The following is a 24,454-nucleotide window of genomic DNA, read 5'->3' as shown; positions in this document are numbered from 1 at the left end:
TCCCCATCGAGTGGAGAAAATCAGTCCTGGTCGGTACTGCCCTCCCGCGAGCCGAACAGGTCCTCGTCGCTGCCCTCCCGCGAACCGAACAGGTCCTCGTCGCTGTCGTCTCCCGAACCGAACAGGTCGTCGTCGGCTTCGTCCATCGGGGACCCCGGATCGAGATCCTGATCCGGACCGCCGGGCTGCCCGGCCGGCGCCTCGCGCTCCTCGGCCCGCCGCCAAGCGGCGAAGACGTCGAAGTCCGCCGCCTGCATCGGCATGCCGGCCGGCGTGCTCGGCGGAGCCCCAGGAGCGTTCACCGGGGTTTCCGCCGGTGTCGGGGCGTCGTCGCCCGGTTGTACCGGCGCGTCCTGGGCGACGGCCGCCTCGACAGCCTGGACGAAGAGCTCCATGTCGATGTCCATCGGCTCGCCGGCCGGAGTCACGGGCCGGCGCGGAGACGGCGCGGTGCTGCCCCGAGCCGCGGAGCCGGGCGCCACCGGCGGCCGGTAGTGAATCCTGAACCGACTCTCCGCCGCCACCCCTGCGACCCCGGGTTGAAGGATCGATCCCGGTACCGCCTGGACCAGGTAGCTCCTCGCGATCTCTGGCCGCGTCGTCCACTGCCGGAGCAGCCCGGCCGCATCGATCGCGCGCTCGCCGGCATCGACACCGAACGCGGCGACCGTCATCCGCCACTGCGGTGTGGCGTTGTCCTGCAGGAACCTCATCAATTCGGCGAGGTGCTCCCGGTCGGAGTCGGCGAGCGTCACCTGACCTGACGGGAGCACGAGCGACCAGGACCGGAAGGCCCGGCCGTCGGCGTCCACGTGGTCGCGGGGATCGATCAGCCGCGGCACGTCCGTCATCGATGCCTCCGTGAACCGGTACCGGCGGTGCACCAACTGGATCACCGGCTCGGTGGTGCCCGAGTTGCTCGAACCCACCAGGCCCGAAGCGATCCAGGAGACCTGGCTCACCGACAGCTGCGGGTGACGAGTTCTCAGCTCCTGTTCGATCAGCTCCACCAGGTGGCGCCGCTGCTGGTCCCGCGCCGGGCCGCCACCCCAGGTGCGCGCCTCGACCACCAGCCGGCTCGGGGTCTCGGCGACACCGTTGTCGTCGAGCAGCGGCGTCGGCAACGCCCGAACGATCTCCGCGGCCGCGGCGGCGGGATCGGGCCAGGCTCCGGCGCGCACATCACCGTCCGCGATCCGGTCGCGCTCGGCTCGCCCCTGGACCGGTGCCGTGAAGGCACGGCCCCCTCCGAACAGCGCGGCATCCGGGACAGCACCGCCCAGGGCGCGCAGCCGCTCGCGGATCTGTTCACGTTCCGCCTGCCCCAGGGCCGGCGCCCAGGGAGCACGAGGCTCGCCGACCGGTAGCGCGTCCGCCGGGGTGGTGCCGCCCGTGCTCCGCGCCCCGGGCCGGATGTCCACCTGCACGAGTCGCCCTTCGAGCTGTTCGCGCCACCGTGGCGTCAGCACGCGTCCCAGCTGGGCGAACTCGGGCCCGGTGATCGTCGCCCGGCGCGCGACAACCGGCGTGGTCACGATGTCGGTCCGGTCCAGGTTCAGGGCCTGGGAGAGCCCGGTGGTGGCCGGAGACGGATTCACGTACGCCGTCACCGTCACCTCCCAGGAGCGTCCGCCGGATAGCTGCTCCAGCCGGACGAGGTGCGGACGCAGCGTATCCGCGAGGACTCCGGCTTCGGCACCGGCCGGCAGCACGATCCGCATCCGCCTCGGCACCGGCTGACCGTCGGTCCCCCGGTACGTCGCGTCCGATCCCGGCAGCACGGTCACGGTGGCCGGCAACTGCCGGAGGGTGGGCTTGCCGCGACCGCCGAGCTCGATGCGCACCCGGCGGGGACCGGCGAGCGCCTGCCGCTCACGCCACTGCTGTGCCGGGAGGTCGGCGGGAATCCAGTCGCGCGACATCGACTCGACGTCATCGGTCCGCGTGGCGATCGGGACGCTCGACGCCGCGGTCTGCAGCAGCCCGGCCACCCGCGCGGCGGCACCGGCGTTCGCGTCGTACCCGATCACTGTCACCGACCGCTGGTGGTTCGGCGGCAGGGTGCTCAGCTGGTCGGAGATCTCGCGCAACTGGGCCGCGGTGACCTGACCTCCCTCAGGCAGCAGCACGTCCCACTGCGTGGTGACCTCGGTGCCGTTCACGCCGGCCACGACGAGCGGGGATGCCCAGATCTCCAGCCCGCTCGGCAGCCGCGGATCCACGTCACCGGGCAGCGGCCCCGGCTCGTTCCGTCCGTCGTGAGCGGGGTTCGCCGGAGGCGACGGCTGCCGCGGGTTCCCGTCCAGCGTCCGCCCGGACCCACTCGCCTCACCCAGCCTCGGCGGTCCCGAGCGTCCGGAGCCGCCGCCCATCACCGGGCGCAGCTCATGGCCGCCGGTCAGCACGTAGTGCGCCACGTGCCCGCCCATCGTCACGTGATCGCGCGAGACCGAACCCGCCCGGCGGTAGTGATCCTCGAGAACCGCTCGTACCGTCTCCACATCCGGAACCAGGCCCGGCCAGCCACGGCTGACGTGATCCTCCAGCACGTCGACAGCCACGGTGTGAACAGCAGCAACGAAGCCGTCGCTTCGATGCCCGTCCGGCACCACCGCCGGCTCCGCGCCGATCCGCAACGGTTCCGGCACCGGACCGCGGCCGGCGATCGACCGGCTGATCCCGTCCACCAACGACTCCTGCGCCTGGATTTCGTTCCCGGCGTTGAACTCGACTGTCGTGTTCCGCACCAGCATCAACCGCTCCGCACTGATCGGCGCCGCGCCCAGCTCCACCAACCGCTGGTTCACCCGCGTCAGCAGGTCCGACTCGGCACCGTGCGTGAGGCCTGTCCGAGCACCTGCCGCACCACGACCGGAGGACTGATCGACTCCGGCCGGCCGGACCAGGCCGGCGGCGAGTTGGCGCAGGTCGGTGGGGAAGACACCGGCGCGCTGCCCGTACTGCGCCAACGCCGGAGCGACGTCCGCCATCCGCAGGCGCTCGGGGCGGCCTTGTCTGGTCAGTTCGTTGTTGACCGCGTTCCCGAGCCGCGCGGTCAGCGTGGGGCTGGACAGGATCTCCGCCGCGCTCAGCCGGTCGGCCGGTTGCTCGCTGTCGATCGACCGAATGATGACCATCCCGTCCTCGGCCCGGTGCGGGCCACCCGGCCGGCCGGCGATCGCCTCGCTGTCGGCCAGCTGGTGCGGGACCCGGTGGACGGTGACGAGGCCCGGGTCAGCGCCGCGCCTGGTCAGTTCCTCGGACACCATCCGCGCGACGGTCTTGTGCACCGTGCCGGTCCGGGTATCACCGAGCACCAGCCACGTCCTGGCGACCGGCGTCTGCGGGTCGCCGGCGCCGTCGACGTACAGCTCGACCCGGCTGCCGCGCCGGCTTGCCTCGTCGGCCCTGGAAGCGATCTCAATGGCGAACTGCCGCAGCTGCCGGCTGCCGTCCCTGTCCAGTCCGGCCTGCGTCGGCTCGAACGGGACCGCCAGCAGCGGACCGTGCACGTCACCGGCCGCGTCGTCGGTCTGGTCGCTCCACGCCGCGTCCAGCCGGACGGCCTGATCACCGTCGTGGACCAGCCCGGCCGGTACGTCGAGCAGAACGCGCTCCGTCTGCTCGGCGCTCAGCCCGAATTCGGTCGCCAACCGCCCACGGAGCGACTCTGCCAGGTCTTCGGCCTCTTGTCTGGTCACGCGGCCGGCCTGCCGGGACACGACGAGCACGAGCCACCGGTCGTCGGTCGTGGACCGCACCAGCTCCGCCAGGTGGTCCAACGATCCGGACACCGATCCGTCGGGCGCGACGGACCAGCTCCCGAGCGGCGCCAGGCGAACGTCCGGCCACACCGCCGGGTTCTCCTCCTCCGGTTCGGGCACCGGCGGCGGCTCACCCTCCGGCCGGGTCGCCATCCAGTGGTGGTCGGTCACGCGGATCAACCGGACGGTACGGGCCGTCGAGGGCACTGTCTGCGGGCTCCACAGCCGGCGACTCGTCCCCTCCAGGTCGTGCGCCACCAGGTCCAGTCCGTACGCCGAGTTCGCCAGAGCCGGCATCAGGTCACGAGCGGTCCGGTCCCACCACCTGTGCAGTTCGAACCGCGCTGCCACCGCGTCCGCGAACGCGCCGAGGTCATCGACCCGCCCGAGGTCCGGGTACGTCGCACCGACCGCGGCGATCACCGCAGGAGTCCAGATGCTCCGCTCGGCTTCCGGACGGGCCGCGTCCACACGGAGCTCGTTGGCGAGGTGCCGCCGGACCTGGCGTACCGTCCGGGGTTGACCGGCCGAGGTCCGCAGCCCGGCGGCGGTCACCAGCGCCCGGACGAAGCTGTCACCACCGCTGCGCGTGTCCACCGGGATCAGCCCGGTCAGTTCGTCGGACCGCCGGATGTCAGCCGCCGGCCGAGTCGTCCGCCGCCGCGTGGTGAGCCAGACATCAGGACCAGGACCGTCAGCTTCGGCCTCCGGGGCGATGACGATCGAGATCGTCCGGTTCGCCTGCTCCTGGGTCACTCCGGACTCGTTCAGCAGCCTGATCGCCGTACGCCGGAGTACCGCTTCGGCCTCGTCCGGAGTCACACCGGGCCGGCGACGAGCGGTGATGAGCAGCCGCTGGTTCGCCGGAGTGGAGTTGACCAGGTCGGCCAGCACCTGCAGCGACCGGGAGGCGCTGCCGTCCGGCGCCAGCACCAAGGTCTCGTCCCGGTCGGCCGCCGGCAACTCGTTCACGACGCTGATCAGGACCTGGCCGTGCTCGGCGCGGCTCGGCCCGTCGCGCAGGTCGAAGGTCACCGCCTGAGCGTCGGCCCCCCGAGCCCTCAGCTCGGCGGCAACCAGCCGCGTCAGCTCTTCCCGGACGGCGTCGGCCCGCAGGGTGCCGACGATCTGCCACGAACCGTCGTCCATGCCGTGGTCGCCGCTGCCCTCCGCCCGCAGCACGATCCGCACGCCCCGCGTCGCCACGGCATCGGCCAGCCGCGCCGCGAACTGCCGCAGCGGCGCGTCGGTCTGCCCGTCGTAGCTGACCTGCTCAGGGTCGAACACCACCCCGACCGTCAGCGGCGCGCCGGGATCGAGCGGAGCATCGCTGCCCGGCGGCTGGTTCGCGGGATCGGGCCCGCCCTGGCCGTCGACGTCGTCCTGCTCGTCGAAGCCGCCGCGGTCGTCGAAGTCGCCGTGGTCGTCGAAGTCGTCGTTGAAGCCCTCAGCGTTGAAGTCGTGGCCGTTGACCTCGTCGTCGTCGACGTCGTCGTGGGCCGGGTCGTCGATGTCCGGCTGCTCGGTGGCGACCGGTGACGGGGGCTCAGGTCCCTCGATCACCATCGGTCTGATGGTGACCCGCACCAAGCGGGCTGCGAGCTCGGTGATCCGGTCCTCGGCCTGCGCCTCCCGCAGGAAGGCGGTCATCGGAATCTCACCGCGCCCCCGGTGCCGGGTCCGCGGCGCGATGTCGGGCCGGTTCGCTCCGAGCAGCGCGGTCAGCAGCTCGGCCCGGGCCCGCCCGTTGGTCCCGAAACCGGTCGCCACGAGCTCCCACCGAGTCCCGGGCGCCGCCGCCCGCACCATCCGGTCGAGCTGGGCCGCGAGGTCCGCCGTACCACCGGATGGCTCGTCGAGCGGCAACAGCACGTTCCAGGCCGAGTCCTGCTCGTGCTCCCGAGCGTCCTCGACCACCAGGTACGGCGACAACGGCGGCAAGCCGTTGATCGGTTGCATGGCCCTGGCTCTGATCCCGGCCGGTACCGGCACGAGCTCCGTCCACGGCAGGTCCCGGGCGAACACGAGCTGCCCGGGCGTGTTCGTCACCACCGGTGCGGTCACCACCCGCGCCGGCACGGTGAGCACCGTCTCACCCTGCTGGTGCGCCGGGCCGGCGCCGGTGCTCCTGACCAGGATCCGCAGCGTGCGTCGCGCGATCCCCCGCAGCCGCGGGCGGTCTTCCCGCAACGACGGGTCGTTGGTCGCCCACGACGCGCGGACCTGGTGGTAGTACTGGCTGTCCGCAACGGTCTTGACGTCCGCACGCCCCTGCTCCAGCACGGCGGCGACCTGATCCGCCCGCGGTTGCGCGAAATTCCCGTACGCCGTCACCTGGACCTGCCAGCTCGTCCCAGGCTGGGCGGCCGGCAGCTGGATCAGGCCCCACAACTCCGCCGCGGCCGCGTCCAGCCCGCTGTCCGTGGTCCCCGCCGGCAGCAGCACCTCCCAGACCGCGTCGATCCCCCAGCTCTCGTCGTCCTCGACATCTCGCACGGGTCGGACGACCAGTTCGGGCGGCAGGCCGGACGTGTCGGCCGCGGCGGCCGCCGGTCCGGTCCGTGGCTTCTTCGCCGTGGCCGAGGACCCCTGCGACGGCCGTCCCCGGCGCTTCCGGGTCGAGCTCTCCGGTACGTCGGCCTCCTGCGCCACGGTCGCCATCCAGTGCTCGTGTGACGTCCGCACGAGATGCACCGGCCCGGGTGAGTTCCCGGGCACCGCCGCCGCGTCCAGCAGCGCCTGCACCGGATGCCCGGGCTGATGCACGCGGATGTCGTAGCCGAGCAGGCGAGCCGCCAGCTCGGGCGTCCGGTGGCCACCGAAGTTGCGCCAAGAGCCCGGCTGGCGGATCTGCGCGGCCAGCCAGTCGGCCAGCGTGCCCAGCTCGACTGCGGGCCGCTTCGTCTCCCGCTCGTACGCCGCCTCGGTGGTCTGCAGCAGATGGTCGTCCCACACCACTCGCTCCTGCTCCGGCCGGGCCGCGTCGGACACCAGCGCGTAGGCCAGCCGGGCCCGCAGATCGATCACCGTCAACGCCGTACCGGTCACCTCGTCACGCGGTCCGGCGGTCCGGATCAGCGCGTGGAAGAAGCAGTCCCCGTCTCCGGTGACGTCCTCCGGCCGCAGCGCGAGCTCGTCCAGCTCCGCCGCCAGGTTGGCGTCCTGGGTCCGCGGCGCTCCGCCGCGGACCGTCGTGATCTCGCCGTTCACCACGAGATCGGCCAGCAGGCGGGCCCGCTCGGACCGGTTCGGCGTACCGGCGATCCTGGCCCGCTCGGCGGCGGTGGCGCCCTCGTACGCCGTTCGGACGGCGGCCACCGTGGTGGCCGGCCGGTTGAAGTCGTTGGCCAGGGCGCCGTTCACCCAGGTCAGCAAATCGTTGCCGAAGGCATCCACTGCGAGGTCGAGGTCGACGACCGGGACGTCGGTGCCGATCGCTGTTCCGAGCACGTACAGGTGCCGCGGGCGCAGACCGCCCTGCTCGAGCGGGCCGGGAGCCGGCGCGTGGAAGTCACCCATCAGCGAACCGTCGGCGTCGAGGCCGGCGCCGGCCTCCCGGTACTCGTCCGGCAGGCCGAGAAAGTGGCCGAGCTCGTGCGCGAGCTCGTCGGCCGAGCTGTCCACCCGCCAGTGCCGCTCGGTCGTCCGTGCGTTCTCGTCGGCGCTGATCTCGACCGTCAGGTCCGCGGGCCCGGCCGGACCGGCCGGCACCACCCGGACGAACAACCGGTCGCCGGCCGGACCGGCGGTGAAGTCGTACCCGGGCTGGTTGTACCGGCGATCCACACCTTCCTGGAGACGGGCCAGGCCGTCCCGCAGCTGCTGCTCGGTGACCCGACCGCCCTGGACGGCCCGCACCGCGACCCGCACCGTCACCTCGGTCACCGTGCGACCGCCGGACCGCAACCTCTGGACGCCGAACGTCGAGGCGTGGCCCGGTGCACGCCGCTTCCCCTTGCTCAGGTCGGCGGGCTGCGGCCGGCGCTCCACCGAGCGTCGTACGGACTGCCCCTGCGACCGGGCCGGAGCCAGGTCCTCGTCGGACAGGTCCAGCGGGTGGCTCGTTCGGTCGTCGCGCGACACCGCTTCGATCCAGTCCGCGGGACGCCGCGGTGCGGGCGAGTCACCGGCATCGGTCATCTCGTAGTCGTCGTCGGTGATCTCGTGGTCGTCGTCGGTGATCTCGTGGTCGTCGTCGGTCATCTCGTGGTCGCCACCGGTCGCTGTGCTGCCGGTGGTCTGCTCGGCCGCGAGCGCGGCGAGCTGGTCGGTCAACTCGTCCGGCGACAGGTCGGACGACTCAGCGGCGATCCTGATGTGCAGCGCCCGCAGCTGGACGACGGTGATCGCCGGATTCCCAGTGGCGGACAACTTCTCGTTGACCTCTGCGAGCAGCTGCTGGTCGGAGCTGGAGCGCTGGGCCTCCACCGCGACCCCGTACAGCGCCTGGTGGAAGTCGTCGATCTCGGACTGGGCGAGCGTGATGTCCTCGAGCTCGTCCACCCGCGAGTTGTAGCGGCGCAGCTCCAGCAACGCCTGCGGAACTTCCAGCCTCCCCTCGTTGTCGTACGTCAGCAGGAAGTTGGTGCTGATGCCGAGGGTCGTCTCCTGGTCGACGACCGGACCGGTTCCGTCGTAGGCGAAGGCGTTGGTGAGCTCCACCCGCTCGGCGGTCGGCCGTCCGGGCGTGCCCAGGAAGGTGTCGGCCTCGTCGAGGAAGATCCCGTTGTCCTCGAGGCGCTCCCGGGCGCTGTCGGTGACGAGCAGGTCGATGTGGTTGACCAGCGCCTCCATCAGGTCCTCGGCCCGGCTCGCCAGGAAGGCCTGGGTCCGGGTCGGCGCCGCGGCGAAGATCGCGGCCAGCGCGGTTCTCGACGGAGCCAGGGTGCTGTTCTTCGACAACCCCTTGCCCGACGTCATCGCGGCCAGCATCTGGGCGAAGGTGTTCGCCGCGATCGAACGGACCGCGTCGGTGGCTTCGTCGTCGCGCTCGTCGAGCCACTCCGTGAGTCTCGCGTCGGCCGTGAGCGCTTCGCCCTCCTCGAACAGGGTCACCTCCCGGCCGGCGTACAGCGCGCCCACCCGGTCGCCGAAGGCCAGCGCGAACCCGGTCAGCTCGTCCAGCGGATCCGGGCCGTTCGGCCGCTGTGTCCACTCCTCCATCGCGTGCCGCATCATCGCGTGGATCTGCGGTACCGGGACCGAGACGGTGTACTGCACGAACTTGCGGTCCCACGGCACATTTCCGGTCGGCTCGGCGATGCCGATCACGTCGCCGTGCGGGAAGACCGCCCACGGCCGGCCGTCCTGGCCGTCGTACCCGCTGAAGATGTCCACCAGCCGCCGGCCCGGCGCCTGCCGGTGCAGCAGGTCGTACGCCGCGTAGATCGCGGTCAGCCGCTCCTGCGCGTCGGGCACGTCACTCTCCCCGAGCAGCGAACCGGCCGGCTCGCCGACGATCTCGAGGATCGGCGACCGCTCGAAGTAGTCGATCACGATCTTGAAGTGCGGGGTCCGCATCACGGTGGCGGTGACCTTGTTCGTCTTCGGATCGCGGGGCAGCGATCCGGTGGTCACCTCGAACCCGGTCTCCAGCTCGATCCCGACCGACCCACCGCGAAGCCGCGGCCGGATCTCCCGGCCGTTGGTCAGGAAGTAGTGCGTCAGGTGCCCGGCCAGCGCCTTGTGGTCGAGCGGGATCGTGGTCGCCCGCGAGTAGTAGTCGGCCAGCGCGGTGTCGATCCGCGCGGCGTCCGGCAGTGCCCTGGTCCAGTGCGGCCCGGTCAGGTTCAGCACCACCTGGTGCCGCAGGTCGGTCAGGAACCCCGGGGTCCGGTGCGCCGCGGGGACGACCGCGGGCTCGGTGTCGAGATCGACGACGTGCACGTCCTCGCCGATCGCCGTACCCAGCACGTACAGGTGCCGGTCCTGCAGGCCGCCGCGGTCCGGTGCCTTGCCCGGACGGTCGGTGTGGAAGTCACCCATCAGCGATCCGGGAACGTGCAGACCGCCGAGGCCCCCGGCCCGGTACTCGTCCGGCAGGCCGAGGTGGTGCCCGATCTCGTGCGCCAGCTCGTCGGCCGAGGAGTCCGTCCGCCACGACGTCTGGTGCGTCGGCGCGTCGTCGCTCAGGACCACCGACAGATCCGCGTCGGCCGCCGAGTCGGCCCTGACGACCCGCACCGACAGCCGGTCACCGACGGGCCCGGACTTGAACGTGTTCGACGGTTCGTTGAACCAGCGGCCGACCCCTTCCTCCAGCCGCGACCACACCGCACGGACGGTGTCCTCGGAGACCTGGTCGCCGGCCGGAGCGACCGCCACCCGGACGGTCACCTCGGTGACCGAGACGTCGCCCTTCGCGAGCCGGCGCACCCGGAACGTTCCGGGCCCGCCCGGCGCCGCCTCGACGTGGGGCCGGCCGGACTCCGGCACCCGCGTCACCGGACGGGCCCCGACCGACCGCTCGGCCCCTGGGTGCCGGTCCCGCGCCGCGTTCAGCGCCTCCTCGTCCAGTCCCAGCGGATGCTCCGGCGTGGCACCGACCGTCCCCGGACCGGTCTCGAAGTTCGCCGGCCTCGGCGGCGCGGCACGCCCGGAGCGGGACGAGGGCCCGGCCTGCGGGCCGGGGTCCTCGTCGACCGGGTCCTGCACCTCGGACAGGTGCAGATCGACGATGAGCCGGGCCAGCTCGTCCTGGTCCGGTACGTTCGAACGGCCTTGGCGCACGACCGCCTTGCGGTGCCGGACCATGTCCTCCATCGCGATGTCGGCCAGCCCGGAGTCCTCCAGCTGGGCGTTGACCTTCACCAGCAGCGTGGACCGCTGGCGCGCGTCGAGCGCTTTGCCGTACAGACGGTTGCTGACGTCGATCAGCTCGGTCACGGTGTCCTGGACCGCCTGGTCGCTGCCCGGGTTCCGGCGGAAGAACCGGAGCTCCAGCAGCGCCTGCTCGAGCTCCAGGGCTCCCTCGTGGTCGTACGTCTCGGAGAACCGCGTGATCATGCCCAGCGCAGCGAACTGGTCGATCTCCTGGTTCGGGCTCACCGGGGTGAACGCGTTGCGGAGCAGGTCGAGGACCGTCTGCCCGGTCGAGGTGATGACCACGTCCAGCAGCACGCCCGGTGTGTTGATCCGGAAGCCGGCCTTGGCGATGTCCCGGACGGTCTCCGGCGCGAGGGCGATCGGCACCGTGGTCTCGATCGCCGCGGCGAGGGCGAAGAAGTTCTGGGTGAAGTACTGACGTGCCTGCGGCGAGGCGGCCCGGAAGATCGCCGCGAGCGAGGTCCGCGACGGTGCCAGCACCCAGTTCTTGGACAGCGTCCCCGGGACCAGCGCGCCGGCCTGAGCGACCGTCTCGGCGAAGGCGACCGCCGCGACGGACCGGATCTCACCGATCACCTCGTCGCGGTCGCGCGCGTCCAGCAGTCGCCGGAGTTCGTCGCCCGGCAGCTGCCGCGCCGTCACCGAGTCGTAGACGCCGGGACGGCCGTCGAGACCGAGGTAGCCGGCCGCTGCCTGGTCCCCGAACGCGAGCGCGAAGTCGGTGATCCGGCCGAGGTTCGGCCGCGCCGTGCTGGTGTAGTGGCGGCGCGCGTACGTCATCATCGCGTGCAGCTGCGAGACGGGCGCGGAGACCGTCGACTGCAGGTAGCGCCGGTCGATCGCGACCTTGCCGGTCGACGCCTTGATCTTGACCCCGGCCGCCGGACCGCGGTGCCGGACCCACGGTTGCCCGTTGCTGCCGTCGTTCTCGGGGAAGATCTCGGCGATCGACCGGCCCACCATCGCCGGGTTCCGCAACTGCTCGTGGACGCGCAGGATGTGCGGCAGTGCCTCCTCGTACGTCGGGTAACCGGTCTCCCGCGGATCGCTGCGGTACGGCTTCCCGACGAACTCGATGACGAGTGCCTTGCTCTTCTGGTCGCGCTTGAGATCGAAGTACCTCGACTGCAGCAGCGTGATCCCCGACCCGACCGGCACCGACAGCTCGATCCCGGTCTCCAGCTCGATCCCGACCGACCCACCGCGAAGCCGCGGCCGGATCTCACCGGTCCGGAAGTAGCCGGCCAGGTGGACCGCCAGCTCCTGGTGGTTGACCGGAAGGTAGCTCGCCTCCTCGTCGTACGTGCGCAGCGCCTCGTCGACCTCGGTCTGGGTCGGCATCGGCCGGTTCCACTCGCCGCCGGTCAGCTCCTTGACGATCTCGTCGCGAAGCTCGGCCCGGAACGCCGGCGAGTGGTGCTCGGCCGGGACCTCCAGGTCGCCGGAGCGCAACGTCCGCGGCGCGTCGACGACGAGGACCGGGATGTCGTCGCCGATCGCCGCCGCCAGCCGGGACAGGTCGGGCAGCCCGAGGATGCGCGCGACCTCCTCCTCGGTCGCGTCGGCCAGGTCCGGCTGCTCGTTCTCCGCGGCTGCTTCGACCCGCACCACCAGTGGCTCGCCCGACGGCAGGACCAGCCCACCGAACTGCTCGTCCACGTCGGCGCGCAGCTGCTCCAGCGTCTCCGCCGGCACCGGCCCGGCCTTCACCGACACCTCGGTCACGGTCACGCCGCCGGCCGCCAGCCGCCGTACGCCGAACGCACCGGTCACCTCCGGCGCCTTCTGCTTTCCTTTGCCTGAGGCAACCACCAGCGACCGCTGGACCGGCTCGCTGTCGGCCCGCGCCGCGGCCAGCCGCCGTGGGTCCAGCCCCAGCGGATGGCCGAGGTCGAACTCGTCGACCCCGACGTCGTCGGTGTGCTGCCGGGTGACCACGGCCAGTTGCGCGATCCGTGGCACCAGGTCGGACACCGAGTCCTGGAGACGGTCGCGCAGATCACGCAGCTCGGCCAGGTCGATCTCCTCGTGACCGCCGTCGGTCAGCCGCGCGTTGACCTGGTCGAGCAGCCGCTGGTCGACGACGTCGTCGTACAGACCCGCGGCGATCCCGTGCAGGTACTCGACCGTGTCCGCGATCTCCTCGGTGCTGCCCGGGCTGTTGTCGAAGTGCCGCAGCTCCAGCAGGGCGTTGGAGACGACCAGCTCCCCGTCGTGGTCGTAGAGCCGGGTCAGCCCGTTCTCCCGCCTCCCCAGCACGGAGGGACCGACTTCGTCCTCGGGATCGACGGAGGTGAACGCGCTGTACAGCATCCCGCGCAGCTTCCGGTCGATCCCCAGCACCAGACCCGGCTCGGTGATGTCGTACCCGGTGAGCGTTTCGATCAGGCGGGTCAGGTCCGGCCCCAGGACACTGGGCAGGAAGAGCTCGAACGCGTCCATGATCGCGTCGGCGTTGTCCGACAGGTAGGCCTGCGACTCGACCGGGCTGCCGCGGAACAGCTCCGCCATCGCCGTGCGCACCGGCGCCAGCAGGTACCACCTGGTCAGCGCGACGACATCCTGCTCGGTCGCCCACGGCCGCACCAGCGCGAGCCCCTGGGCGAAGGCGACCGTCGCGATCGACCGGATGCTGCCGACGTCCTCGCCGGTCTCCCGGTCCAGGCGCGCGGCGAGCCGCGGGTCGAGGCGCAGGCGGTCCGGCGCCACGAACTCGGCGTCCGTCCCCCCGTCGACGTACGCGGCGGCGACCAGGTCGCCGAAGGCGAGCGCGTAGTCCGTGTACCGCGCCAGATCGTCGTACGACGGTGGCCGCTGCTGGTAGCCGGCACTCGCGATCTTCAGCAGCTCGTGGATCTTGGAAACAGGGGCCGGCACCGTGTACTGCAGGTAGCGGCGCTGCCGGGCCGCCGGCGTCGCCGTACCGATCCGGATCTCGCCCTTGGTCTCGGGGAACGTCGGGTCGACGGACCCGTTCCGGCCGCCGTTGTCGCCGAACAGGTCGGTGACCAGCGAACCCGCGGGCGCCGCCAGCAGGGTGTCCCGCGCCTTGTCCACCGCGTCGAGGATGTCCTGCTGCGGGTCGAAGAACCGCTCCAGGTCCGACGTCCGGCCCGGCGCCGACACGATCTCCAGGATCGGCCGGCCACCGTGCCGGTCGACGACGATGTCGAAGTACCGGGTCTGCACCACGGTCGCGTACCGGTCCCCGGTCAGCTTCTCGGTCCCCGGCTGCTCCAGCTCGACCTCGACACCGGTCTCGAGCTCGAACCCGACCGAGCCGGCGCGCAGCCGCGGTCCGAGCTCCCGGCCGCCGGTGACCACGTAGTGGGCCAGGTCGACGGCCAGTGCCCGGTGCCCCCGGGGGATGTACGGCGCCCGCGTGTCGTAGTCGGCCAGGGCCAGTTCCATCGATCCCGGATCGACCATCGGGCCGTCGTACCCGAGCTTGTCCAGCTCGAGGTGCAGCTGGTTCCAGACGTCCATCAGGAACTTCGGGTCGGAATGCTCGGCCGGCACCGGCACCGGCACGTGCCGGGCGAGACTGCTGTCCAGGTCGATCACCGGTACGCCGTCGACAGCGGCCGTCAGCACCGTCAGGTGGCGCGCCCGCAGACCCGGCGCACCGTCCTCGGAGACGCGGTGGAAGTCACCCATCAGCGAGCCCTCGACGTGCACGCCCGGCTCGTCGCCGGTCCGGTACTCGTCCGGCAGGCCGAGGTGATGACCGATCTCGTGCGCCAGTTCGTCCGGCGTGCTGTCGGTCCGCCACACGAACTCGCTGGTTCGGGCGTCCTCCGCACCGGTCAGTGCGACCGACAGGTCGGCGTCGCCGTCGGCCGGGAGGATCCGGACGAACAGCCGGTCGCCGCCGACCTGGTTGCCGGGGTTGTTGAACCAGTGGTCCACGCCCTGCTGCAGCCGCGACCACACGTCGTTCGCGACGCCGTCGGAGACCAGTTCACCGCCCGCGTCGCGGAGCTCGACCCGGACCGTGATCTCGGTGACCTGCGTACCGGCGTACGAGAAGCGCTGGACGCCGAAGGTCCCGGCCCGGCCCGGGGCCCGCTGCTTACCCTTGCCGGTCAGGTCCGAGACCTGCGGACGCTGCTCCACCGACCGTCGCTCGACGTCGTTCTGGGCCCGGGCGGCCGCCACCACCAGCGACGGCAACCGCAACGGGTGCCGGGCCGGCGGCTCCTGCGACGGGAGGTCGTTCGTCACCAGCTGGTCCGCCGGTCGCTCGGGCGCCCGCCGGCCGGACGGTCCCGGACCTCGACCCTGGTCCGGCGCCGGTGGCCGGAACTCCTTGCCGTTGGTGAGCAGGAAGTGGGCGACCTCGGCGGCCATCGACCGGTGGTCGCGCTTGATCTTCCGGGTCTGCGCGTCGTACGCCGTCAGGGCCACCTCGATCGCCCGGATCCCGGGCAGCGTCCGCGGCGGCTGCGGCATCGCCTGCATCCGGACGACGACCGCGTTGCGCAGCAACCGGACGAAAGCCGGGTCGGTGTGCAGGCCCACGAGTCCCTGCGTGGTCCGCTCGGTCGAGGTCTGTCGACCGTCGAGCGGAGCGATGCCCAGCAACCCGGTGAGGATGTCCGCAGCGACCACGAGCTCCTTCTCGGGGGTACCGATCTCGTGCGGTGGCGGCGCGACGGCGGCCCGCGCCGTCCACAGGTCGGTGACACCGATCGGGTCCAGGTCGGCCGCGACCAGTCGCCGGTTGACCAGGCTGAGCATCTGCTCGTCCAGCGCCCGGTCGTAGTCGGCCTTGTTGATCTCGATCAGCTGCCGCATCGTCGCGGCGATCTGGTGGTCGTCGCGCGGCTTCTCGTCGAAGAACCGGAGCTCGAGCAGCGCGTGCGGGACCGCCAGGTGCCCGAAGTGGTCGTAGACGGTGCGGTAGTTCGTCCTGACCTCGAACGCCTCGAACTGGTCGATCCGGTCCACGGGGTCGACCGGGACGAACGCGTCGCGCAGGATCCGCCCGATCAGCGTCGGGCTCTCCGGCGAGCCCACGATCATGGCGACGTCGAAGTCCGCCCCGCCGCTGATCTGCTGTTGCACGGCGGCCGGCAGCGTCTGCCACGCGAACCGGGCGGCCGACTCGACCAGCCGGTCCACGTTGTCGGTCAGGTACGACTGCGCCGCGGGCGGGGCCGCGGCGTAGAGCGCGCCCATCGCCGTTCTCGACACGCCCAGCGTCAGGTTCTTGGCCAGCGGTGCCTTCTCGGCGCGGGCGTGCAGCAACGCGACGACCTGGCCGAAGGCGACCGCGCCGATCGAACGCACCGTGCTCATCGACTCGTTGCGCCGGGTGTCCAGCCGGTCCGCGAGGTTCTGGTCGAAGTGCAGCTCCGCGGGCGCGGTGAAGACCAACGGGTCGCCGGACAGCCCCAGGTAGCCGGCGGCCACCTGGTCGCCGAACGCGATCGCGGTCCGGGTCAGCTCGGCCACCGGCTCCGGGTTGCGATGGGTGAGGAGGTACTGCTGGTGCGCCGCCGACATCATCGCGCTCATCCGTGAGATCGGGACCGCCGCGGTGTACTGCAGGTACCGGCGGTCCTTCTTCACCGCCCCCGACGGCTTCCCGACCGTGATCGTCCCGCTCGTCGACCGATGCTCGACCCACGCCTGCGTGGCACTGCCCGGGGTGGCCGGGAAGACGTCCGTGATCGGCGTACCGGGCTTGGCGTCGAGCAGCTTGCGGTGCGCGGCGAGGATCGCCTGGTGCGCCTCGGCCAAGGCCGGGTAGCCGCCCTCCAGCAGCAGGGCCCGGACCGGTTTGCCGCTGATCTCGAAGAACGACCGGCGCTCGTACCAGTCGATGACGATGTCGAAGTACTTCGACACGATCGGCCTCGCTTCGTGGTCAGCCGTCTGCTCGCTCAGGCTGGCCTTGATGCCGGTCTCCCACTCCAGCCCGACCGAACCACCCAGCGCCCTCGGCCCGACCTCGCGGCCGTCGGTGACGACGAAGTGCGCCAGGTTGACCGCCACCGCCCGCTGGTACGACGGGATCGACGTGGCCCGGGCGTCGTGCTCGTCGAGCGCGACCTGGATCGCGGCCGCGTCCGGCAGCTCGCCCTTCCACCTGAGGCGCTGCAGCTCGAGGTGGACCTCGTTGCGCAGCTCGGCCCGCCACTTCGGGTCCGCGTGCGTCTCCGGCACCGGCAACGGCCGGACGGCGGTCACTCGGACGCCCTTGCCGATCGCCGCGCCGAGCGCGTACAGGTGCCGCTCCCGCAGGCCGGGCGAGTGGTGGACGTCGCCCCGCGGCGAACCGTCGACAGGCAGCCCGGTGACGCCGGACCGGTGGTCGTCCGGAAGGCCGAGGAAGTGGCCGATCTGGTCCGCCAGCTCGTCGCTCGAACTGTCCGCCCGCCACCGCTGCCCGGTGGTGGGTCCGTCCTCGTCGGTCACCTCGACCGACAGGTCCGCGTCCACGGCGGCGACCCGCTCCGTCCGGACGACCAGCCGGTCCCCCGTCGGACCGTTGCCGAACACGTTGTCCGGGCGGTTGAACCAGTGCTCGACCCCCTGCTGCAGCTTCGACCAGACCAGGTCCGTGTCCACGGTGCCGGACGTGCGCATCCCGACCCGGACCGTCACCTCGGTGACCGTCCGGCCGTTCGACGCCAGTCGCTGCACGGCGAACTGCCCGGCGCGGGGCGGTGTCGCACCGCGGACCGGCGGCCGCAGTTCTCCCGTCGCGCGCGCTTCGAGAGCCGCAGCCAGCTCCGGCGCCGTCGGTCGCCGCTGCACCGACCGCCGGACGACGTCGGCCTGTCCGCGCTCCCGCGCGTCCGCAAGCTCGTCGTCGTCGAGTCCCAGCGGGTGGTCGGCCCGCGGTCCGGTACGGCGTTTGCCCTTGTTCTGGTCCGGGACCAGCTCGTCCGCGCGCGGCGAAGCATGCTGCGGCGACGGTACGGCGATCGGTGGCGCGTGCTGCAGCACCGGGTCGGCGACCGGCGACGCGTTCTGCTGCACCGGTTCGGCGACCGGCTGCTCGGTGTCCACCGGGACTGCGGGCCGGATCATCCGGCTCGCGTCGAACCGGACGTCGTCGGACTGCCCGGGGGCGGGCTCGACGTGGTCGGAGTCCAGGATGCGTTCGTGCGCCGCGGTCACGTCGGCTTCCGAACGCGAGCTGATCAGGTCGACGACGACCTGCCGCCGTTGCGCCGCGCTCCCGTCCTGGTCAGGACGCCCCGAGGACACGAACCTGACCGGCGTCTCGTCGAGACCGAGGCCGCGCTGCGCCAGCCGGACCTCGACCAGCGACCGAAGCCGTTCCTCGACCGAAGCCGCTCGCTGCGTGCCCTTCAGCACCGGGCTGTCACCCCACAGCCGCGGCGCCCGGCCACCGCCCTCCAGGTGAACCAGGACGTGCTCGCCGAGCCGGGCCCGCCGGACCACCTCGTCGGCAACCCGTTCGAGTTCGGCCTCGGCGTGCGCCGTGTACCCGCGTTCGCGCCGCCCGAACGTCACCACCGCGGGCACGAACGGATCCGGGGCGTCCGCCCGCACCGGCTCCAGCCGCGGCGGCGGCACGGCGGCGCGCAACGGCACCAGCGGCGACTCCGGACCGACCTGCCCAACCGGCGGCACCCCGCCACGCAACGACACCAGCGGCGACTCCGGACCGACCTGCTCGACCGGCGGCACCGCGCTCTCGCGGGCCTCGTGGTCGACGGAGCGGACCACCGACTCGAGGTGGTCGTAGGAGTGCTCGACGACCTGCATGACGGTGTCGGCCAGCGAAGCGTTCACGTCCGGCCCGGTCTCGGGGTACACCAGGAACGCGCGCAGCTCCAGCAGCATCAGGCCGGTCGTGCGCCGGCCGTCGTTGTCGTCCGGCCGCAGCGGAACACTGATCCCCAGCGTCTCGACCTGGTTGACGGGCCGGGCCGGTGCGGCCGTCAGGGCGTTGTCGAGGTACTCCCCGACCGACAGCGAGGGCTCGTACTGGTCTCCACGCCAGGACAGCAGATCGCCCTCGAGGTCCGGAGGAAGCCAGCTGCTCTGCTGAAGCTCCGCGGTGAACTGTGCCCTGATCTCGCCGGCGTGCTGCCGCACGAAGTCGCGGACCGCCGGGGGCTGCAGCGCCAGGAGGTCCGCCAACGAGACCCGCGAAGCCACCAAGGTGAAGAACTTGGCCTTCCGGACCGGAGAGTCGTACGGAACGGCGAACGAGTTGGCCAGCGCCGCGACCTGGGTGTGGACCAGCGCGCCGAACCCGTTCGCGGCGTCGAGCTCGGCCTGCGTCGCGGTGGGCGAGCTCTGGGCGTAGAACTGCTGCATCCAGTCGCCGAAGCGCTGCGCGGCCTGGGCGTTCTCGTGCGCGTTGCCGAGCTGCTGGGTGTTCAGCGCGAGGTGGTGCTCGACCGCCTGGTCCAGTACGGCGCGCAGACCGGTGGCCGGCACCCCCACGGTGAAATGCACCGAGAACGCTTCAGGACTGGGCACACCGAACCGCGCGTTCTCGCCGTCCGGGTCGGTCCGCGTCCCGAAGTGGTCCCCCACCCGGTCGCCCTCGGGAGCACCGAGCACGGTCTCCAGCCCGCTCCGGACGGCGCCGAAGGTCTCGTCGCGGTGCGCCGGCCCCTCGTCGAGCGGGAACGGCCGGCCGTCGGTACCACGGACGGTGATCGGCTCGGTGACGAACTCGAAGTACCGGTCGTGCCCGGGCGCCTGGTCGACCACGACCTGGTACCCGGAGCCGTGCGCGACCGTTTCCTTGCCCTCGGCACCCATCAGGGTACGGCGGGTCTCGACCTCGACGCCGATCCGGCCGCCCGGGAACCGGACCGTGCCGTCGCCGCCGGGCTGCAGGTGCTTGACCGCGAGCTTCTGCACGAAAGCCGGGGTGTTCAGCGCCCGGTCGCCGGGCGGAAGGTTCTCGACCAGGCCGCGGACCTCATCCTCGTCGACCTCCCAGTTGGCAAGCTCGTCCGGGTTCGTGCTGGTGGCGATCTTGCGGATCTCGGCGTTCACGCGCCGGGTCAGCTCGAGGTAGTCCGGCCCCGGGGTGCCGGTCGCCGGCACGTCCGGTTCGAGCCCCAGCGGATGATCGGTCCGGAGCGCGGCCGGGTGAATCACACCGTCCAGCGCGATCACCGGCACGCTGTCCGTGGCCAGTGACAGCACCGCCAGATGACGCGACTGCAAGCCGGCCGGGGTGGTGGTGGTGGTGGCGTCCGGAGCCTGCGTGTGGAAGTCACCCATCAGCGAACCGTCGACGTGCAGCCCCTCCGAGCCTGCCGGCCGGTACTCGTCCGGCAGACCGAGGACGTGACCGATCTCGTGCGCCAACTCGTCGCTGCTGCTGTCCGTCCGCCAGTGGAACTCGCTCGTCGGTCCGCCGGAGGTCACGTCCACCGGGAGATCCACGTCGTCGTCGGCCCGCACGACGCGGACGAACAACCGGTCCTGCCCGTCGCCGAGGACGTTGCGTGGCCGGTTGAACCAGTCGTCCACCCCGTCCTGCAACCGTGACCACACAGCTTCCAGTGCATCGTCGGTGACTCGGGTGTCGCCGGCCGGGCGAAGACCGATCCGTACGGTCACCTCGGTGACGTTCTGCCCTTCGAACGACCAGCGCTGAACACCGAAGGTCGCCGCCCTGCGGGGCGCGCTCCCCCGGTCTCCCGCCGGCTGCGACCGCACCACTCCATCGCCGGCCGGACGCAGATTCGCCCGTCCCTCCACCACCTCCGAACGCGCCGGACGCGGCTCCACCGACGTCCGAACCACCGGACCGGCGGATCGCGCGGTCGCCAGATCGTCCGCGGACAGCCCCAACGGATGCACGATCCTGGACTGACCGGACACCCGGCCGTCCGAAGCCGATCGGCCCTCCGGCCGCGGCGGCGCCTGCCGCCCTGCCGAAGAGGACGTCGAAGGACCCGATTCGGGCGGCTCGGAGACCGCTGTGCGCGAGTCGTTCAGTGCGAGCTGGAGCATGCGTTCCGCGATCACTTCCGGGCCGGACGCGCCGAGGCCGGCTTGCCGGACAGCTCTCCGCCGGAACTTGTCGAACTGATCGTCGGTCAGCGACACCCCCGCCGCCTCGAGCTTCGGCGACAACTGCTCGTTCAGCTGCCGCCGGGCCCGATCCCGCTCGGCGTCGTCGTACCACCCGGAGGCGCGACCGACGAGCTCCGTCAGCGTCGTCCTGACGGCCGGATGGCCGTCCGGGCGCTCATCCAGGAACCGGAACTCCAGCAACGCCTGGGGCACGCCGAGCTGCCCCTCGTGGTCGTAGGCCCCCGGGAAGGTCGTCTTCATTCCCATCAAGACGTCCTGGAACACCTTCTCGTTCTCGGGCACCGTGGTGAACGCGTTCCTGACCACTCGACGGAGTGTTCCGATCTTCGGGCCCTCCAGATCCAGGACCGCTCCCTCGGCGTCGTCGAGCACCCAGCTGGGTGACCTCCTGGTCACGGACTCGTCGTTCATCGCACCGCGGACGGTTCTCTCCACGGCCCGGGCGATCTGGTCGAAGTTCGCCTCGAGGTACGCACGCGCGGGGTCACTGGCCGAGGCCAGAATTCCCGACAGCGACGTCCGGCTCCCCGCCAGGACATGGTTCTTGGCAATCTCCTTGTCGATCATGGTCTCTGCCACCGTGGCCGTGATCTGAGCGGTCGCCAGGGCCACGATCGAACGGATCTCACCGACCACGTCGTCACGCTCGTGGCCCCGCATCGCCTCGTTCAGCTGCTCAACGGCCGGGGGTACGGGGTTGAACTCACCGGGTGGCCCGTTGACGCCGAGGTAGCCGGCGGCGACATGGTCCCCGAAGGCCAGGGCGATCGCGTTGAAGCGGGACGGAGTGTCCCGCGGGTCGTGCCGCCGGCCCGCGAGCCGCATCGCCTCGTGGATCCTGGAAATCGGTACGGACACGGTGTAGTGCAGCAAGCGCCGATCCACCGGCACCGCCCCCGACGGTTCCCGGACCTTCAGGTTGCCGCCGGCCGGGTGGAACCGGGCCCCCGGGTAGCCGGCGAAGATCTCGCGCAGCGTCTTGCCCGCGTTCCGCGGATCGCTCAGTGCGTCGTACGCCGCGAAGACCTGATCTGCGATGTCCTTCGGTGTCGAGAACCCGGTTTCGCGGTCCTGGCTCCGGGATGGTTTGGAGATGATTTCGAAGATGCGGCGAGTACCTGGCGTCACACTGCTGCCGGCCGGCGGCCGGCCCTGGGTCTTGTCCGTCGTGATGGTGAAGTGGTCGGTCTCCACGAGCGTGGCGAGGCCGAGCCGTTTGTCGAACCCGCTGCGGTCGACCTCGGCGCCCGTCTCGTACTCCAGTCCGACCGAGCCGCCCTTGACCCGGGGACGGATCTCTTCGCCACCGGTCCGGAAGTAGTGGGCCAGATGAGACGCGAGTTCGCGGTGGTTCTTCGGGAAGTAGGTGGCGCGGTCCCGGTAGTCGGCCAGGGCCTCCACGACCATCGCACGCGGCGGAAGGTCGATGGTCCAGCCCTGCTTGCGGAGCTCGATGTTGACCTCGGGGACGAGGAACTCGAGCAGACTCTCGTCGTCGGCGTGGTCGACCTCGGCCGGGCGGTCGGCCTCGGCCGGGCGGTCGACGGTCGCATCGTCGTGAATCGCTTCAGCGGACCGGGTGAGCTGCTCGCCGATGTCGTCCGCGGAGTCGACGGTGCTGCGCTGCTTGCCCGCGCGAACGGTGGACGGGCCGGGGTCCCCGGTGAGCTCGGCCGCCGGCCGTGCGGTGATGGGCGCCGGGGTGGGGGCGAGTGACGCGGCAAGTGGCTCGGCTGACGGCTGCTGATCCGGGGCCTGGTCCTGGGGGCGCGGACGAGCGGTGCCTGGCCGGCCCGACTCGGTACGGACCGGAGTCGCCTGGGTACGGCTCGGGCCAGGGGTGGCCTGCGTACGGCTCGGGCCAGGGGTGGCCTGCGTACGGCTCGGGCCAGCGGTCGCCGCGCCGGGGGCCGGCGTCGGCTGGACCCGGCTGGATCCGGCGACGGTGGACTCGGCTCGGGCCGGCGTGGCTTGGGTTGGCGTCGACGCGGTGCTGGTGCCGGGGGTCGCGTTCGAGGAGGTCCTGGAAGCGGTGTTCGCAGTACCGGTCGTCTGGTTCGACGTCGCGGACGTCGTTTCGGTGGTGGACTGCGAAGGACTGGTCGACACAACGGACTCGGACCGACCGATCGAGGTGGTCGTCAGCGAGCCGGCGTCGGTCGACTCGGTGGAGGTGGTGCCGGCGGTCTGCTCGACCGACGTCGAGGTCGTCGCCGCGTGCTGTTGTTCGGCAGTGACAGTGGTGTCGGCGGACGTCGCCACGGTGTCGGTCCCGGTGGTGACGTCCTGGGTGGTGCCGAAGCCGGGAAGGCCACCCTGCGTGTTCGAGGCCGTGGAGTCCGAGGTCGACTGCATGGTGCCGGTCGGGCTGCCGGCCACGGTGCCGGCGGTCGTGCCGGTCGCCGTGGTGTTCGAGGTGGTCGTGCCGGTGTGCTCGGACGTTGTGCTGTTGGTGCTGTTCGAGGACGTGCCGCTGGTGATGCTCGACGAGGTACCAGTCGTCGAGCTGCCCGTGGACGTCGCGCCGGTGGTGGACGTGGTGCCGGTGGTGGACGTGGTGCGGTTGGCGCCGGTGCCGGACGATGCGGACCCGGTGGCCTGCTGACCCCGGTTCGCCGAACCCGTCGCCCCGCTGGTCGACGTCGAGCTCGACGTACCGGTGGACGTCGTGCCCGAGCTCGACGTGGTCCCGGCGGAGGAATTCGAGGAGTTCGTGGTTCCGGACGAAGCCGAGGTTCCGGACGAGCTCGACCGCCCCGAAGCACCGCTTCCGGCGCTCGACCCCGCTCCGCCCGGCGAAGCACCGTCGTACGCCGGCGGCTTGTCGTCCTTCACTTCCTCGTACGACGGCGGCACCTCCCCGGACGACGTACTGCCCACGTCGCCCGTCGAGCCTCCCTTGGCCATCTCGCGGAGCTTGCCGAGGTCGTGGTGCTGGAACGGGTTCATCTCGTGGGCCTTGTGGCTGGCGCCACCGGAGGCCGCGCCGTGCGCCATTCCGACGCCGATGTCGTCGGCGCCGCCCTCGGGGTTGATGCCGAACTGAGCCCCGCCGACGAAACCCTCGGTACCGGCCTCGGTCGTCGCCGCGCCGCCGGCTCCATGGGCGAACTTGTGGTTCCCCTTGGCCAGCCCGTGCACGAACCCGCCCGCGAAGGCACCGCCGAGGCCGCCGAGTGCGCCGGACATCTTCAGCTGGTCGTCGTCGAACTCGTGCCGGTTGCCCTCGATGAACTGGATCAGCTCGGCGGCGACCTCCTCGAGCACCTCCTCGACGGCTTCCTGGGCGGCTTCGGCGATCATCGTCGCGACCACGTCCAGCTCGCCGAGGATCTTCTTGATCGCCAGCCGGCCGGCCGCGATGAACTCGGGGACCAGCTCGACGGTGAACGGGTTCGAGATCGCCCAGAGGATGTCGGCCAGCGTGATCACGCCGGCGATGATGACGCCGTACTTGCCGTTCTCGATGTTCAGCGCCTGGTCGCGCAGCATCTTCGAGTTGCTGCCGGCCATTCCGGTGAAGCCGCCGCCGATCCCGCCCAGCGTCTTGCCGCGCTTGCGGATCCCGCGTCCGCTGTCACCGCTGACGTGCCGCGCGGAGTTGTTGCCGAGGTCCTCGAGCCCGGCCCCGGCGTTCTTCGCGTCCCGGCCGATCTGGTCCCACTCGCCTGCCATCCGGCGCATCGCGTCCTCGTCACCCTGCGGGAAGCTGCTGCCGCCGATCAGCCAGCCGAGCTCCTTGGGCATCTCGATGCTCATCCGGTCACCACCCGCGCACGCGTCGAGTCCCGGTGACGCACCGCGTCACCGGGTTC

1 protein-coding gene is annotated in these 24,454 nt (G+C 71.7%); it reads right to left on the bottom strand.

All coding sequences use genetic code 11. The features are described 5' to 3' along the window. Positions 1–20 precede the first annotated feature (20 nt). A complete protein-coding gene (locus ACZ6Z4_RS06225) occupies positions 21–24,398 on the bottom strand; it encodes a WXG100-like domain-containing protein (protein ID WP_465558730.1) in 24,378 nt (8,125 codons plus the stop codon). Positions 24,399–24,454: the final 56 nt, after the last annotated feature.

The organism is Kribbella sp. NPDC104740 (genome assembly GCF_055583505.1).
Note: the sequence above shows the minus strand (reverse complement) of the source record. Positions and strands in the feature narration are given on the sequence as shown.

Coding starts and splice junctions, on each gene's coding strand:
- ACZ6Z4_RS06225 (WP_465558730.1), bottom strand. CDS start 24,398: ATGAGCATCGAGATGCCCAAGGAGCTCGGCTGGCTGATCGGCGGCAGC.